The sequence below is a fragment of the Rubrivivax soli genome, assembly GCF_049810355.1.
Classification (GTDB): Bacteria; Pseudomonadota; Gammaproteobacteria; order Burkholderiales; family Burkholderiaceae_C; genus Rubrivivax.
Map to the genome: position 1 here is coordinate 5,335,771 of NZ_CP187368.1, position 13,545 is coordinate 5,349,315.

General features: G+C 73.7%; 14 protein-coding genes and 1 riboswitch. Of the genes, 5 read left to right on the top strand and 9 right to left on the bottom strand.

Features of this window, described 5'->3' with window-relative positions:
• Nucleotides 1-18: 18 nt before the first annotated feature.
• The 8 genes from ACPOLB_RS24660 to ACPOLB_RS24695 form a co-directional block, all read right to left on the bottom strand.
• Nucleotides 19-780 carry an ABC transporter substrate-binding protein gene (locus ACPOLB_RS24660; protein ID WP_425258701.1) on the bottom strand — a complete coding sequence of 254 codons (762 nt, stop codon included), beginning with the start codon at nucleotides 778-780 and terminating at the stop codon, nucleotides 19-21.
• 72 nt (nucleotides 781-852) lie between these two features.
• A complete protein-coding gene (locus ACPOLB_RS24665) occupies nucleotides 853-1,698 on the bottom strand; it encodes a redoxin family protein (protein WP_425258702.1) in 846 nt (281 codons plus the stop codon).
• A gap of 36 nt (nucleotides 1,699-1,734) precedes the next feature.
• Nucleotides 1,735-2,172 (bottom strand): rhodanese-like domain-containing protein, encoded by a 438-nt coding sequence (locus ACPOLB_RS24670; RefSeq protein ID WP_425258703.1) that lies wholly within the window; start codon nucleotides 2,170-2,172, stop codon nucleotides 1,735-1,737.
• Nucleotides 2,173-2,284: 112 nt separating this feature from the next.
• Nucleotides 2,285-3,040 (bottom strand): SDR family NAD(P)-dependent oxidoreductase, encoded by a 756-nt coding sequence (locus ACPOLB_RS24675; protein ID WP_425258704.1) that lies wholly within the window; start codon nucleotides 3,038-3,040, stop codon nucleotides 2,285-2,287.
• Nucleotides 3,041-3,097: 57 nt separating this feature from the next.
• Complete coding sequence (locus ACPOLB_RS24680) at nucleotides 3,098-4,645, bottom strand: cryptochrome/photolyase family protein (protein ID WP_425258705.1); 1,548 nt, start codon at nucleotides 4,643-4,645, stop codon at nucleotides 3,098-3,100.
• A complete protein-coding gene (locus ACPOLB_RS24685) occupies nucleotides 4,642-4,815 on the bottom strand; it encodes a DUF2256 domain-containing protein (RefSeq protein ID WP_425258706.1) in 174 nt (57 codons plus the stop codon). Before ACPOLB_RS24685 ends, ACPOLB_RS24680 begins: the two co-directional genes overlap by 4 nt.
• A 142-nt stretch (nucleotides 4,816-4,957) precedes the next feature.
• On the bottom strand, nucleotides 4,958-6,508 hold the full coding sequence (locus tag ACPOLB_RS24690) for a methyl-accepting chemotaxis protein (protein WP_425258707.1): 1,551 nt from the start codon (nucleotides 6,506-6,508) through the stop codon (nucleotides 4,958-4,960).
• A 163-nt stretch (nucleotides 6,509-6,671) separates the two neighbouring features.
• Nucleotides 6,672-7,565, bottom strand: a complete 894-nt coding sequence (locus tag ACPOLB_RS24695) for a LysR family transcriptional regulator (protein WP_425258708.1) — start codon at nucleotides 7,563-7,565, stop codon at nucleotides 6,672-6,674.
• A 172-nt stretch (nucleotides 7,566-7,737) separates the two neighbouring features.
• Here ACPOLB_RS24695 and ACPOLB_RS24700 point away from each other — a divergent pair, with 172 nt between their 5' ends.
• From ACPOLB_RS24700 to ACPOLB_RS24720, 5 genes are all read left to right on the top strand, one after another.
• On the top strand, nucleotides 7,738-8,724 hold the full coding sequence (locus ACPOLB_RS24700; RefSeq protein ID WP_425258709.1) for a tripartite tricarboxylate transporter substrate binding protein: 987 nt from the start codon (nucleotides 7,738-7,740) through the stop codon (nucleotides 8,722-8,724).
• A gap of 6 nt (nucleotides 8,725-8,730) precedes the next feature.
• The gene (locus tag ACPOLB_RS24705; protein WP_425258710.1) at nucleotides 8,731-9,933 is read left to right on the top strand and encodes a M20 aminoacylase family protein; all 1,203 of its coding nucleotides are present in this window, start codon (nucleotides 8,731-8,733) and stop codon (nucleotides 9,931-9,933) included.
• 93 nt (nucleotides 9,934-10,026) lie between these two features.
• Nucleotides 10,027-10,132, top strand: a riboswitch (glycine riboswitch).
• 57 nt (nucleotides 10,133-10,189) lie between these two features.
• The gene (locus tag ACPOLB_RS24710; protein ID WP_425258711.1) at nucleotides 10,190-11,515 is read left to right on the top strand and encodes a D-amino acid dehydrogenase; all 1,326 of its coding nucleotides are present in this window, start codon (nucleotides 10,190-10,192) and stop codon (nucleotides 11,513-11,515) included.
• 88 nt (nucleotides 11,516-11,603) lie between these two features.
• Complete coding sequence (locus ACPOLB_RS24715; protein ID WP_425258712.1) at nucleotides 11,604-12,428, top strand: hypothetical protein; 825 nt, start codon at nucleotides 11,604-11,606, stop codon at nucleotides 12,426-12,428.
• Nucleotides 12,425-13,255 carry a creatininase family protein gene (locus ACPOLB_RS24720; RefSeq protein WP_425258713.1) on the top strand — a complete coding sequence of 277 codons (831 nt, stop codon included), beginning with the start codon at nucleotides 12,425-12,427 and terminating at the stop codon, nucleotides 13,253-13,255. Before ACPOLB_RS24715 ends, ACPOLB_RS24720 begins: the two co-directional genes overlap by 4 nt.
• A 38-nt stretch (nucleotides 13,256-13,293) precedes the next feature.
• On the opposite strand, the gene ACPOLB_RS24725 is transcribed toward ACPOLB_RS24720, so the two are convergent.
• Complete coding sequence (locus tag ACPOLB_RS24725) at nucleotides 13,294-13,479, bottom strand: hypothetical protein (protein WP_425258714.1); 186 nt, start codon at nucleotides 13,477-13,479, stop codon at nucleotides 13,294-13,296.
• Between the last annotated feature and the right edge of the window lie 66 nt (nucleotides 13,480-13,545).

Below are 13,545 nucleotides of genomic sequence, written 5' to 3' on the forward strand. Positions count from 1 at the left end.
CCCGGGCCCGGGTGCCGCTCAGGCCGCCGGCGCGACCGATGCGCCGGCGATGCCGTGCCGCCGCAGCGCGTCGTGCACGAAGCCGGTCGCCTTCATCTCCTCGACGAAGCGCGCCAGGTGGGCGCGGGCGTCCTCGCCGCGGCCCTTGGGCAGGCCCATCGCCTGCTGGATCACCATGAAGCAGCCGGGCAGCAGGCGGTGCCCGGGGTGGCGCTGCAGGTCGGCTTCCAGCTGCTGCCGGACGCCGGCCGCGACCTCGTACCCGCCGGCGACGAACATGTCGGTCACCGCCGGCGAGCTGGGCGCGCGCACGATGCTGGCGTGCTGCAGCGCGCGCGTGAGGTGCAGGTCGTAGGCGCTGCCCGCGCCGACCACGACGCGCGTGCCCGGCCGGTCGACCTCGTCGTTGGCCTGCAGCGGCGAGCTGCCATGCACCAGGTAGCTGCCTTCGATCAGCACGTACGGCGCGGTGAAGCCGATGCCGGCCCCGCGCACCGGGTCGACGGCGAAGAAGCCGATGTCGGCCTGCTCCTGCGTGACCGCGTCGACCGACTGCCCTGCCGTCGTGAAGACGCACAGTTCGAGCGCCAGGCCCAGCTGGCGGGCGCAGGCCCGCGCCAGGTCCACCGACACGCCGCCGGGCGCGCCCGTGGCGGGGTCGGTGTGCGCCAGGATCGGGTTGCCCAGGTTGATGGCGGCGCGCAGCACGCCGGTCGGCGCGAACAGGCCGGCCAGTGCTGCCTGGGCGGCCGGATCGGCGGGGGAAGTGGTCGCGGTCATGGCGGCATCGGGTCGGGTGGGGGCCGGTGCAGGATACCGCCGCCCGCACCGGCCGCCTGGTCGCGCCGCAGCTCAGCGCGGCAGCACGGCCTGCAGTTTCGCGGCCAGCGCAGCGCCGTTGAGCGCGCCCAGGTGCGCGTCGGTGCGCCGCCCGTCGCGGTCGAACAGCACGGTGGTGGGCAGCCCGCGCGAGCCCAGGGCCGGCCCGAGGCTGGAGCCCGGGTCCAGCAGCACGTGGGTCAGCCGCAGCCCTTCGGCGTCGAGGTAGCGCTGCACGGTCGCGGCCGACTCGCCCTGGTTCGCGAACACGAACACCACCTCGGGGTGCCGGGCCTGGGCCGCGGCCAGCACCGGCATCTCCTGCCGGCAGGGTGCACACCAGGTGGCCCAGAGGTTGACGACCACCGGCCGCCCGCCGGCCACCGCGTGCAGCGGCACCGGCTGCCCGGTGCGCAGGTCGACCAGCGTGGCCCCGGGCAGCGACGGCGGCGCCAGCGCCGTCAGCGTCCACGTGCCCGCCGCCCACAGGACCATGCCGGCGCCCGCGCCCGTGGCCAGCGCGCGGCGCCACGGCGCCCGCCGCAGCGCCTGCCAGGCCAGCCAGCCCAGGCCGGTCGCGATGCCGGTGGCGGCGTGCCATCCGCCGTCGCGCAGGTCGATGCTGCTCCAGGGTTCGGCGCGGTAGGCGTCGAGGTACAGCAGCAGGTGCGCCAGCCGAGCCGCCACCAGGCCTGCCAGCACGGCTTGCACCACCACCGAGCCGGCTGCGCGTGGTCGTGTGGGCGCCGCGGGTGGTGGCGACGGCGCCGGTGCGGGCGGTGTCAGCCGGTCTGCCAGCCAGCTGGCCAGCAGCGCGGCCATCAGCACCAGCAGGGGCGCCGTGGGCAGTGCCAGCGGGCCCAGGGGCAGGGTCAGCATCGCGCGTGCGGTGCAGGCCGGGTGCGGTCCACCGGGTCAGGTCCCGGGCTTCCGGGCGGGCTGGCCCGGGGGCACCATCGGCCAGCCGCGGCGGGCCCATTCACGCATGCCGCCGTCGACGTAGCGCACATGGCCGTAACCGCGCTCGCGCAGCGCGCGCAATGTGGCGCTGGAGCGGTTCTGCGTGTTGCAGATCAGCAGCACCGGCTGCGCCGGGTCGACCGGGACCTCGGCCAGCCGCCGGCTCAGTTGCCGCATCGGCAGCAGCTGCGCGCCGGGCGCCACGCCCGTGGCGTGCTCTTCGGGCTCGCGGATGTCGATCAGCACCGCGCGGCCCGACTCCAGCTCGGCGCGGGCCACCTCCAGGCTCACGGCATCGGCCGATGCCTGGGTGTCGCCGCAGGCCGCCAGCAGGACGGTGGCGCCCAGCAGGGCGGCGCGGGCGGCGGCGGGCAGCAGGGAACGGGCGGGCATCGGCGGCATCGAGGGAACGGGACAGGCCTGCAGTGTAGGCGGGAAACGCATACCCTCATGTGTATGAGAGTCGCCATGCCGACGGACCCCGCAGCCGCCGCACGCAGCAGCCTCAGCGCACCAGCGGCCGCACCGTGGTGAAGCCGCCGTCGACCGCGATGACCTGACCCGTGATGCGTGCCGCGGCGTCCGACAGCAGCCAGGCCACCGTGTCGGCCACCTGCTCGGCGGTCTGCACGCCGCCCAGCGGGTACTGCTTGCCCGCGCCTTCGCGCATGACGTCGGCGCGCAGCATCGCGGCGGTCATGGGCGTCTCGGTCATGCCCGGTGCCACGACGTTGATGCGCAGGCCCAGCGGCGCGTAGGTGGCCGCGGCGCTGCGCGCCAGGGCCTCGATGCCGCCCTTGGCCGCGGCGATGGCCTCGTGGTTGGCCACGCCGATGCGCGCCACCACGCTGGAGGTGAGCACCGCGCTGCCGCGCTGCCCGCCCGCGCGCAGGGCTTCCACCCAGGCCTGCAGCATGAACAGCGCACTGTCGAGGTTGACGCGCAGCACCTCGCGGATCTGCGCCGGCGTGCTGCGGTGCAGCGGCGCGATCAGCGTGCTGCCCACGCAGTGCGCCAGCAGCGCCGGCGCGCCGCCCAGCTGCGCCAGGCAGCCGGCCACGGCCGCGGCAGCGCCTTCGGGCGTGGTGGTGTCGGCGGCGATGTGGGCGTCGGCCTCCACCGCGGCCAGGGTGTCGGCGTCGCGGCCGACGGCGGCGACGCGGTGGCCGCTGGCGCGCAACTGCGCGACGACGGCGCGGCCGATGCCGCCGCGGGCGCCGGTGACGAGGGCGATGTGCGGGGTGGGAGCAGGCGTGTGCATGGGAAGGCTCGGTTCGACAGGAAGGGAAGGGGAAAGGCGGAGCGCGGCGTGCGGTGGTCAGGCCGCCGTGCCGACCTCGCCGCGGCGGATGGCGTCGGCGCGCTGCACCACGGCCTGGCGCTGCGCATCGGTCAGGCGCGCCACGTTCTTCACCTGCAGCGCCATGCGTGCGTTGCCCGCCAGCAGGGCCTCGTGGCGCATCAGGAAGTCCCAGTACAGCGTGGTGTAGGGGCAGGCGCGCGCGCCTTCGCGCAGCGCCGGGTCGTAGCGGCAGCCGGCGCACGGGCCGCCCATGCGCTGGATGTACTTGCCGGTGGCCACGTAGGGCTTGCTGGCCATCAGGCCGCCGTCGCCGTACTGGCTCATGCCCAGCGTGTTGGGCAGCTCCACCCACTCCACCGCGTCCACGTACACCGCGAGGTACCACGCGTGCACCTGCTGCGGCTGCACGCCCAGCAGCAGCGTGAACAGGCCCGTCACCATCAGGCGCTGGATGTGGTGCGCGTAGCCGTGCTCCAGCGTCTGCGTGATGGCGTCGCGCAGGCAGGCCATGTCGGTGTCGCCGGTCCAGAACCAGCCCGGCAGCGCCTGCTGCGCGCCGAGTGCGTTGCGGTCGAGGTAGCCCGGCATCTGCGTCCAGTAGATGCCGCGCACGTACTCGCGCCAGCCCAGGATCTGGCGGATGAAGCCCTCGGCACTGGCCAGCGGCACGTGCCCCGCGTGGTAGGCCGCCTCGGCCGCCTGCACCACCTCGCGCGCGTTCAGCAGCTTGAGGTTGAGCGCTGCCGACAGCTGCGAGTGGTACAGCCAGGGCTCGCCCGGCCACAGCGCGTCCTCGAAGCGGCCGAACAGCGGCAGCCGTTCGGCGATGAACTGCTGCAAGGCCTGCAGCGCCTGCGCACGCGTCACGGGCCAGGCGAAGCTGTCGAGCGTGCCCGGGTGCTGCGCGTAGCGGGTGTCGACGAGCGCGATGACCTCGCGCGTGGTGGCATCGGGCGCGAACGTGGCGCGCGCGGGCAGCGGGCCCGGGCCCTGCGGGCCGAAGGCCTCGCGGTTGTCGGCGTCGAAGTTCCACTGCCCGCCGACCGGCTGGCCATCCTGCATCAGCACGCCATGGCGCTGGCGCAGTGCGCGGTAGAAGTACTCCAGCCGCAGCTGCTTGCGCCCCTTCGCGTGGGCCGCGAACTCGCGCACGGTGGTGTAGAAGTGGCGGTCCTCGGCGATCTCCAGCGCCAGCCCGGCGGCCTCGACCACGGCCTTCAGCCCCTGCCACACGCGCCAGTCGCCGGGCGCCGTCATCACCACGCGCTGCGGCGCCAGCTTGGCCAGCGCGGCCTGCAGCGCAGCGGCCAGGCTGTCGTGCGCGGCGTCTTCGAGGCGCGTGTAGTGCAGCGGCCGGCCGGCGGCGCGCAGCGCCTCGGCGAAGTGGCGCATGGCCGACAGGAACAGCGCGATGCGCTGCTTGCCGGACCAGACGTGGGTGGACTCCTCGGCCGCCTCGGCCATCCACACCGCGTCCTGCGCGGGGTCGAAGCCGTCGAAGGCCGCGGCGTCCAGGTCGAGCTGGTCGCCGAGCACGACGACCAGGGTGCGCACGGGTTTCATGCCGTGCGCGCCGCAGCGCCCGCCTTGCGGCAGGCGTCGGAGCAGTGCCTGACCTCGTTCCAGCTGCGTGCCCAGCGCTTGCGCCAGGTCATCGGCCGGCCGCAGGCCACGCAAGGCTTGCTGGGCAGGGCGCGCTTGTTGCCCTTGAAGTCGGGTGGCTGGTCATGCATCGCTGCATGATAGGAAAAACAGATGCAGAGCGAGTGCAAGGTGGCATTCGGACTCAGAAGACCTCCGATTACCGCTTCAAGTACGGGTCAACTGCTGGAGATCTGCATCCGATGGCCCGCCTCCGCCGACCCTGCCGCGCGCTCAGGCCGTGCCGATGCGGAAGGCGCCCACCGCCTCGACCATCTGCGCGGCCTGGTGGCGCAGGCTGCCGGACGCGGCGGCGCTTTCCTCCACCAGGGCGGCGTTCTGCTGCGTCACCTGGTCCAGCTGCGCCACGGCCTGGTTGACCTGCTCGATGCCGCGGGTCTGCTCGTCGGCGGCACCGCTGATCTGCGCCACCGTCTCGCTGACGCTGCGCACCTGGGCCACGATGCCATCGATCTGGCGCACCGCCTGGGCGACGCTGGCCTGGCCTTCGTCGACGCTGCCCATGCTGTCGGCCACCAGGTTCTTGATCGACCTGGCGGCCTCGGCGCTGCGCTGCGCCAGGGCCCGCACCTCGGCCGCGACCACCGCGAAGCCGCGTCCGTGCTCGCCGGCCCGGGCCGCCTCGACGGCGGCGTTGAGCGCCAGGATGTTCGTCTGGAAGGCGATGCCGTCGATGACGGTGTTGATCTCGCCGATGCGCCGGCTGGCGTCGCTGATGCGCTGCATGGTGTCGTTGACGGTCTGCATCAGCGCGCCGCCGCGGACCGCGTCGTCGCGCGTCTGCGATGCCAGCCGGCTGGCGGCGCGGGCGGCGTCGGCGCTGTTGCGCACGGTGCCGGCCAGCTGCTCCATCGACGCGGCCGTCTGCTGCAGGTTGGCCGCCTGCTCCTCGGTGCGCTGCGAGAGGTCGGAAGTGCCGGTGGCGATCTGCGTCGAGCCCGTGGCGATGCTGTCGCTGGCCGCGCGGACGCGGCCCACCACCTGCACCAGGCTGTGGTCCATGCGTGCCAGGGCCTGCATCAGTCGCCCGGGTTCGCCGCCCTGCCGGGTCTCGATGCGGTGGCCCAGCGCGCCGGCCGCCACGCGCTCGGCCACCGCGACCGCCTGCTCGATGGGCCGGGCGATGGCCCGCGCCAGCCACCATCCCATCAGCACCGCCACGGCCAGCATGGCCGCGCCCAGCGCGCCGAGCCAGGCCACCGTGCCGTCGATGTCGGCCATGACCTGCGCGCCGGTGTCCGTGGCCAGCCGGGCCTGGAAGCGCGACAGGGCCTGCACCTGCGCCTGCAGCGCGTCCAGCGCCGGCAGCGTGCTGCGCAGCAGGGTCGCCTGGGCCGTCTCGCGCTGGCCGGCCTGGAGCTGCCGGTCGACCTCGCTGAACGAGGCCACGTAGCCCGCACGCGCTTGCTTCACCCGCGCCAGCAGGGCCTGGCCCTCGGGCAGCACCACGAGGCGGTCGAGCGTGGCCAGGGCCTCGTCGATGGTGCGGCGGTTGGCGGCGATGTGTTCGCGCACCTGCGTCGCGCCAGCACCGTCGGCGAAGAAGAGCTCCATCGTGCGGCGCGCGTTGGCGCGGGTCGTTGCGTCGATGGCGGCGGCGGCGCTGGCCTTGACCCACTCGCCGTGCACGATGCGATCGACGGCGCCGCCGCTGCGCTGCAGCGCCAGCAGCGCCAGGGTCGCCAGCACGGCCGCCATCAGCAGCAGCAGGCCGAAGCCGAGCGCCACCCGGCTGGCGATGTTCAGGCGGTGGATCCAGTTCATGGGTTGTTGTCCTGTCGGGCCGTCGGCCCGGAAGCCGCGGCAGGTCGCCGCACTGCGGGTGCTTCGGCGCCGCGCGGCGCAGGTTGAGGCCGGGCGCCGGTGCATCCGCCTGCGCCTTGATCCAGCGCAACAGAAGCGCTGCGATGCAGACCGGCCGGGCTGGTCAGGCGGGGCGGTCGGTCAGCAGCTGCCCCATCAGCTGCCGCACGACGGCCAGCCCCGGTGGCGCCGTGCGCCGGCGCAGCGTGACGAGCGCGAAGCGCGCCGAGGCTTCCAGCGCCGGCTGCATCCGCAGCTCGACCAGGTCCGGCGCCGCCGCGCGGATCGCCAGCAGCACCGTGTCGCTCTGCCGCGCCGTCTCGACCAGGCTCGGCAGCTCTTCGCAGCGCAGCGTCACGCACGCATCCGGATGCGCGCGCGGCCCGTAGCGTTCGACCAGGATGCGCGCGACTTCGTCCGACAGCGGGGTGGACGCGATGGGGTAGCGCAGCAGGTCGTCGAAGGCCGGGCCGCCGCGCCGCTTCGCCAGCGGATGCCCGCGGCGCACCAGGAAGGCGCCGCGCATGTCGTGCAGCGACTGCACCTGCAGGTCGGACGCCGGGCGCAGCGAGCGCGCGTCCACCACCAGGGCGTCGAGCACGCGCTCGCGCAGCGCCTGCACCAGCAGCTCGGTGGCGGCACGCGCGATGTCCACGCGCAGGCGGGGCCGCTCCTGTGCCATCTTCAGCAGCAGCGGCGTCATCAGCATCGCGCCCGGGCCCGAGCCCATGCCGACGCGCAGCACGCCTTCCTGCGCCTCGCCGGCCTGGCGACCGGCGTCGCGCAGGTCGTCGGCGGCCAGCACGAGCTCGCGTGCGCGCTGGGCGGCCTCACGCCCGAAGGGGGTGAGCTCGCTGCGGCGCCCGAGCCGGTCGAACAGCGGCTGGCCCAGTTCGTCCTCGAGCGCGCGGATGCTGCGGCTGAGCGCCGGCTGGGTCAGGAACAGCGCTGCGGCCGACTGGCTGAACGAGCCTGTCTGGGCCAGCGAGATCAGGTGGCGGAGCTGCACGAGGGTCATGGCCGGGCGTCTGCAGTGTGAACGTCAAACTCATGCTAAGCCAAAGAACAATGCATTGGACGTGGATTCGGGCCGCTCCTACATTGCCCCTGCACACCGGCATCCGCCCATTCGCAACGGTTCCACCGCCCCGAGGCCAGTCCCCGCGGTGCGCCCTACAAGGAGTCTCCCCATGTCCAGGTTCAAGCTGCTTCGATCCTTGGTGCTGTCGGCCGGCTTCGCGCTGGGCGCCGGCCTGGCCGCGGCGCAGGCGTACCCGGCCAAGCCGGTCAACCTGATGGTGCCGTACCCGGCGGGCGGCCCGTCGGACGCCATCGCACGCATCTTCTTCAACCCGCTGGGCAAGGAACTGGGGCAGCAGGTGCTGGTCGAGAACCTGGGCGGCGTCAGCGGCGCACTCGCGGCGCAGAAGGTGCTGGCCGCGCCGGCCGACGGCCACTACGTCTTCCAGGGCTCGCCCAACGAGGTGATCCTGTCGCCGCTGGCCAATGCCGCCGTGAAGCTGAAGACCGAGGACTTCCGTCTCGTGCACCCGGTGGCCGACGCGGTGATGGTGTTCGTGACGCGCAAGGACCTGGGCGTGTCCAGCGTCGACGAACTGATCGCGCTGGCGCGCAAGTCGGCCGACAAGCCGCTGACCTACGGCAGCGTGGGCATCGGCTCGCTCTACCACCTGATCCTGGAGAACGTGCAGTCGGCCACCGGCGTCAAGCTGGCGCACGTGCCCTACAAGGGCAACGCGCCGCTGCTGCAGGACATCGGCGGCGGCCAGGTCGACTTCGCGGTGCTGGTGTACAGCGCGGCGATGGGCGCGCTGGCCGACCAGGGCCGGCTGAAGGTGATCGGCCAGCTCGGCGCGCAGCGTTCGGAACTGCTGAAGCACGTGCCGGCGGCCAGCGAGAGCCAGTCGCTGAAGAACTTCTCGTACAAGATCTGGACCGGCTACATGGTGCCGAAGAACACGCCCGAGGACGTGGTGGTGCGCCTGCACGCGGCGATCGGCCGGTCGCTGCAGGACCCGGCGGTGCGCACGCAGCTGGCCGCGCAGACCCAGCTGGCGGCGGCGCCGATGACGCTGGCCGAGTCGGCGAAGTTCTTCGAGGCCGAGACCGCGCGCTACCGGGCGATCGCGCGGCAGATCAACCTGCTGCCGCAGTAGCCGGCCATGACCTATCTGCTGCAGGCGCTGCAGGCGCGGGCGGGCGAGTTCATCAGCCTGCGCCGCGACATCCACCGCCACCCTGAGCTGGCCTTCGAAGAGCACCGCACGGCCGCGCTGGTGGCCGACAAGCTGGCGGGCTGGGGCTACGCGGTCGAGCGCGGCATCGGCGGCACCGGTGTCGTCGGCACGCTGGTGCGCGGGCAGGGCACGCGGCGCCTGGGCCTGCGTGCCGACATGGACGCGCTGCCGATCACCGAGGCCAGCGGCGCCGGCTGGTCCAGCGTGCACGGCGGCGTCATGCACGCCTGCGGCCACGACGGCCACACCGCCATGCTGCTGGCCGCGGCGCGGCACCTGGCCGAACGCGGCGTGTTCGACGGCACGCTGCACCTGATCTTCCAGCCCGCGGAAGAAGGCGGCGGCGGCGCGCTGCGCATGATGGACGACGGCCTCTTCGAGCGCTTCCCCTGCGACGCCGTCTTCGCGATGCACAACATGCCCGGCATCGCCCAGGGCCACCTGGTGCTGCGCGAAGGCGCGGCGATGGCGTCGTCGGACTACGCCACGATCACGCTGACCGGCTTCGGCGGCCACGGCGCGATGCCGCACCGCGCGGCCGACCCCGTGGTGGCGGCCGCCAGCACGGTGATGGCGCTGCAGACCATCGTCTCGCGCAACATCGACCCGCTGCACGCGGCGGTGGTGACGGTGGGCGCGCTGCATGCCGGCCGGGCCAACAACGTCATTCCGGCCGCGGCGACGCTGGAGCTCAGCGTGCGTGCGCTCGACCGCGACGTGCGCGCCACGATCGAGCGCCGCATCCGCGCGCTGGTGGCGGCGCAGGCCGAGAGCTTCGGCGTCACCGCGCACATCGACTGGAAGCCGGGCTACGCGGTGCTGGTGAACACACCGGCCGAGACCGCCTTCGCGCGCGCGGTGGCGCTCGAACTCGTCGGCCAGGAGCGGGTGACCTTGCAGGGCCCGCCGCTGACCGGCAGCGAAGACTTCGCGTTCATGCTCGAACGCGTGCCCGGCAGCTACCTGCTGATCGGCAACGGCACGGGCACGGGGGCCGGCGAAGGCGGCTGCATGGTCCACAACCCGGGCTACGACTTCAACGACGACAACATCGGCGTCGGCAGCGCCTACTGGGTGCTGCTGGCCGAACGCTTCCTTGCCGCGAAAGGGCAGGCCGCAACAGCCTAGACACACCGAATCCGCAGGAGAGCGCTCCGGCCGCGGCCGGGGCCACCGAAGGCGCAAACTCCCATGAACGCTCAGGTCCCGTACTGCACACCACCATCGCCGTCTGGAGAGACTTCACGCCCGTGAAGCACCGAAGGAGCAAGACCCGGCAGGCCCTGCCGGGTTGAATCTCTCAGGTACCGAGGACAGGGGGAGCGGCATGCGCCGGCCGGCTTCGGCCGCCGTGCGCGCCGTTCCTTCTCCGGAGAGCGTTCCCATGAAAGTCATCGTCCTCGGCGCCGGCCTGCTCGGCGTCACCTCGGCCTACTTCCTGCGGCAGCAGGGCCACGACGTCAGCGTCGTCGACCGCCAGGCCACGCCGGCGGCGGAAACCAGCTTCGCCAACGGCGGCCAGATCTCGGTCAGCCACGCCGAGCCCTGGGCCAACCCGAGCGCGCCGCTGAAGGTGCTGCAGTGGCTGGGCCGCGAGGATGCGCCGCTGCTGTTCCGCCTCCGCGCCGACATGCGCCAGTGGCTGTGGGGCTTGCAGTTCCTGCGCGAATGCACGCCGGCCCGCACGCGGCGCAACATCGCGCAGATCGTGCGCCTGGGCACCTACAGCCGCGACACGCTGCAGCAGCTGCGCCGTGACCTGCGCCTGGCCTACGACGAACGCACGCAGGGCATCCTGCACTTCTACACCAGCCAGAAGGAGTTCGACGGTGCCGAAGCCCCCGCCGCGCAGATGCGGGCGCTCGGCTGCGACCGGCGCGTGATCTCGGCCGACGAAGCCGTGCGCCTGGAGCCCGCGCTGCGCCACATCCGGCCGCAGCTGGCCGGCGCCACCTACACCGCCGAGGACGAGTCGGGCGACGCCAACCGCTTCGCGCGCGAACTCGTCCGGCGCTGCGAAGCCGACGGCGTGCGGTTCCTGATGAACAACACCGTCACCGCACTGCGCGCGGTCGGTGGCGCCATCGACCACGTCGAGGCCACCGACCACGAAGGCCGCTTCCAGCGCCTGCGCGCCGACGCGTACGTGCTGGCGATGGGCAGCCTGAGCCCTGTGCTGGCCCGGCCGCTGGGCATCGCGCTGCCGATCTACCCGGCCAAGGGCTACTCGGTGACGATGCCGGTGAAGGACGCCGCGATGGCGCACCAGGTCTCGCTGACCGACGACGAGTACAAGCTGGTGTTCTCGCGCCTCACGACGCCGGCAACGGCGTCGTCTTCGGGGACCGACCGCCTGCGCATCGCCGGCACCGCGGAGTTCAACGGCTACGACCGCGACCTGAACCGCGTGCGCTGCGAGGCCATCGTGCGCCGCGTGGAGCAGTTGTTCCCCGGTGCGGGCGATGCGAGCCAGGCGCAGTTCTGGACCGGGCTGCGGCCAGCCACGCCGAGCAACGTGCCCCTCATCGGCCGCAGCAGGCTGCCCAACCTGTTCCTCAACACCGGGCACGGCACGCTCGGGTGGACGCATGCCTGCGGCTCGGGCAAGAGCATCGCGCACATCGTCAGCGGCCTGCAGCCCGAGGTGGACTTCGCATTCACGGGCCTGCGCGCGCCCGGGGGCCGCGGCAAGGCACTGGCGGCGGCCTGACGGCGCCCTGCGCACGACCGGTTGACGTGGTCATGCCGCATGCGGCGATGATGTCGCACCTGCACTTGCGGCTGCGCCGCCCGTCACCGTGTCGACCTGGTCGAGCTTCCTGCACCACCCGGCCTTCCAGAGCCTGCTGCTGCCCTGCGTGCTGTCGCTGCTGGCGATGGCGGTGCTGCGGGCCGGCTGCGGGGTGCGCTGGGCGCCGCTGGGGGCTGCGCTGGGGCTGCTCGGCGCGCTGGCCTGGCTGCCGGGCTTCGAGTGGCCGGCAGCGTCGCGCGTGCAGAAGCTGCCCTGGACCGTGCTGGCCGGGCTGGCCCTGGCCGCGGTGGCGATGGCGCTGCAGCGCGGCGGACCCGCGGCGCCCCGGGCGGCCGCACCCGTGCAGCCTGCGGCCGCTGCCGGCGCCGCTGCGCTGACCGTGTCGGCGCTCGGGCTGGCGGCCCTGGCGGCCGGTGGCGGCTCGCTGCTGCTGGCGCAGCTGGCGCTGATGCTGGCCACCTGCACCGCGGTGCTCGGCGCCTGGCTCTGGCTGCGGCCGGCGCCGGGTCTGCAGGGGGCGGCGGCCGCGCCGTCGCTGGTGCCGCTGGTGCCGCTGTTGCTGGCCTGGCTCGCCCTGGCGTGGTCGTGGGCGCTGTCGTCGGCCATCGCGCCTGGGGCGGCGTCCACGACCTCTCTCACTGCCGCAGCCGCGGCCGACGCCGGCCGGCTGGCCTTGCTCGCGCTGGCCTTCGCTGCGCCGCCGTTGCTGTTGCGCCAGCGCTGGGCCCGGGCCCGTCCGCGCTGGACGCCGCTGCTCGCCGCACTGCTGGCCGCGCTGCCCGTGGCCGTGGCGGTGGTCTGGCAATTCAGCGCGCCCGCGGCCCAGGTGCCCGGCACCCCCGACGACGATCCCTACTACACCCCGGCATGAGCATTCCCCAGCCCGTTTCCGCCCCGCCTGCAACGCTGCCCAGCGGTTTCTGGCAGGACCTGGCGACCACCGACTTCACCCGCGTCGACCCGCTGCGCACGATCGCGCTGCTGCCCGTGGCGGCGATCGAGCAGCACGGCCCGCACCTGCCGCTGGCCACCGACGCGCTCATCAACCAGGGCGTGGTGGCCGAAGCGCTGCGGCGCCTGCCGGCGTCGGCCTCGGTGCTGGTGCTGCCGGCACTGCACATCGGCGACAGCCTGGAGCACACCCACTTCGCCGGCACGCTCAGCGCCGATCTCGAGCACCTGCTCGGCCTGTGGCTGGCGGTCGGCCGCGGCGTGGCACGCGCCGGGGTGCGGAAGCTGGTGCTCTTCAACAGCCACGGCGGGCAGCGTGCGCACGTGGACCTGGCAGCGCTGCGCCTGCGCGTGGCGCACGGCCTGCTGGTGCTGCGCGCGCACAGCTTCTCGTTCGGCGTGCCGCCGGGCCTGTTCGACGCCGACGAACTGGCGCACGGCCTGCACGGCGGCGCGGTCGAGACCTCGCTGATCCTGCACCTGCGGCCCGACCTGGTGCGCCGCGAGGCGCTGGCCGACTTCCGCAGCCTGGGCGCCGCGCTGGCGGCACGCGGCGGGCTCGTCGGTGCCGAGAAGCCCGTGGGCATCGGCTGGATGACGCAGGACCTGAACCCGCAGGGCGCCTGCGGCAACGCCGCGGCGGCCAGTGCCGACAAGGGGGTCGCGTTGCTCGACCACCTCGCCGACCGGCTGGTGCAGCTGCTGGCCGAGGTGGAGGCGATGCCCTTGCCCGATTCGGCCGGCTGAGCCCGGCATGCGCGCCGGGCGGGCCCGCCCGTGGGGCTTCAGGCGTCTCCGCCCAGGTGACCGGCCTGCTGCTTGGTCTGCAGGTAGCGCAGGTTGTGGTCGTTGACCGGCCCGTGCAGCGGCAGCCGGCCCACGACCTCGATGCCGGCATCGCGCAGGGCGTCGATCTTGTGCGGGTTGTTGGTGAGGAGCTGGATGCGCGTGTGGCCCAGCGCGTGCAGCATGGCCGACGGCCGCGGCGAAGTTGCGCTCGTCGTCGCGGAAGCCCAGGTAGCGGTCGGCCTGCAGCG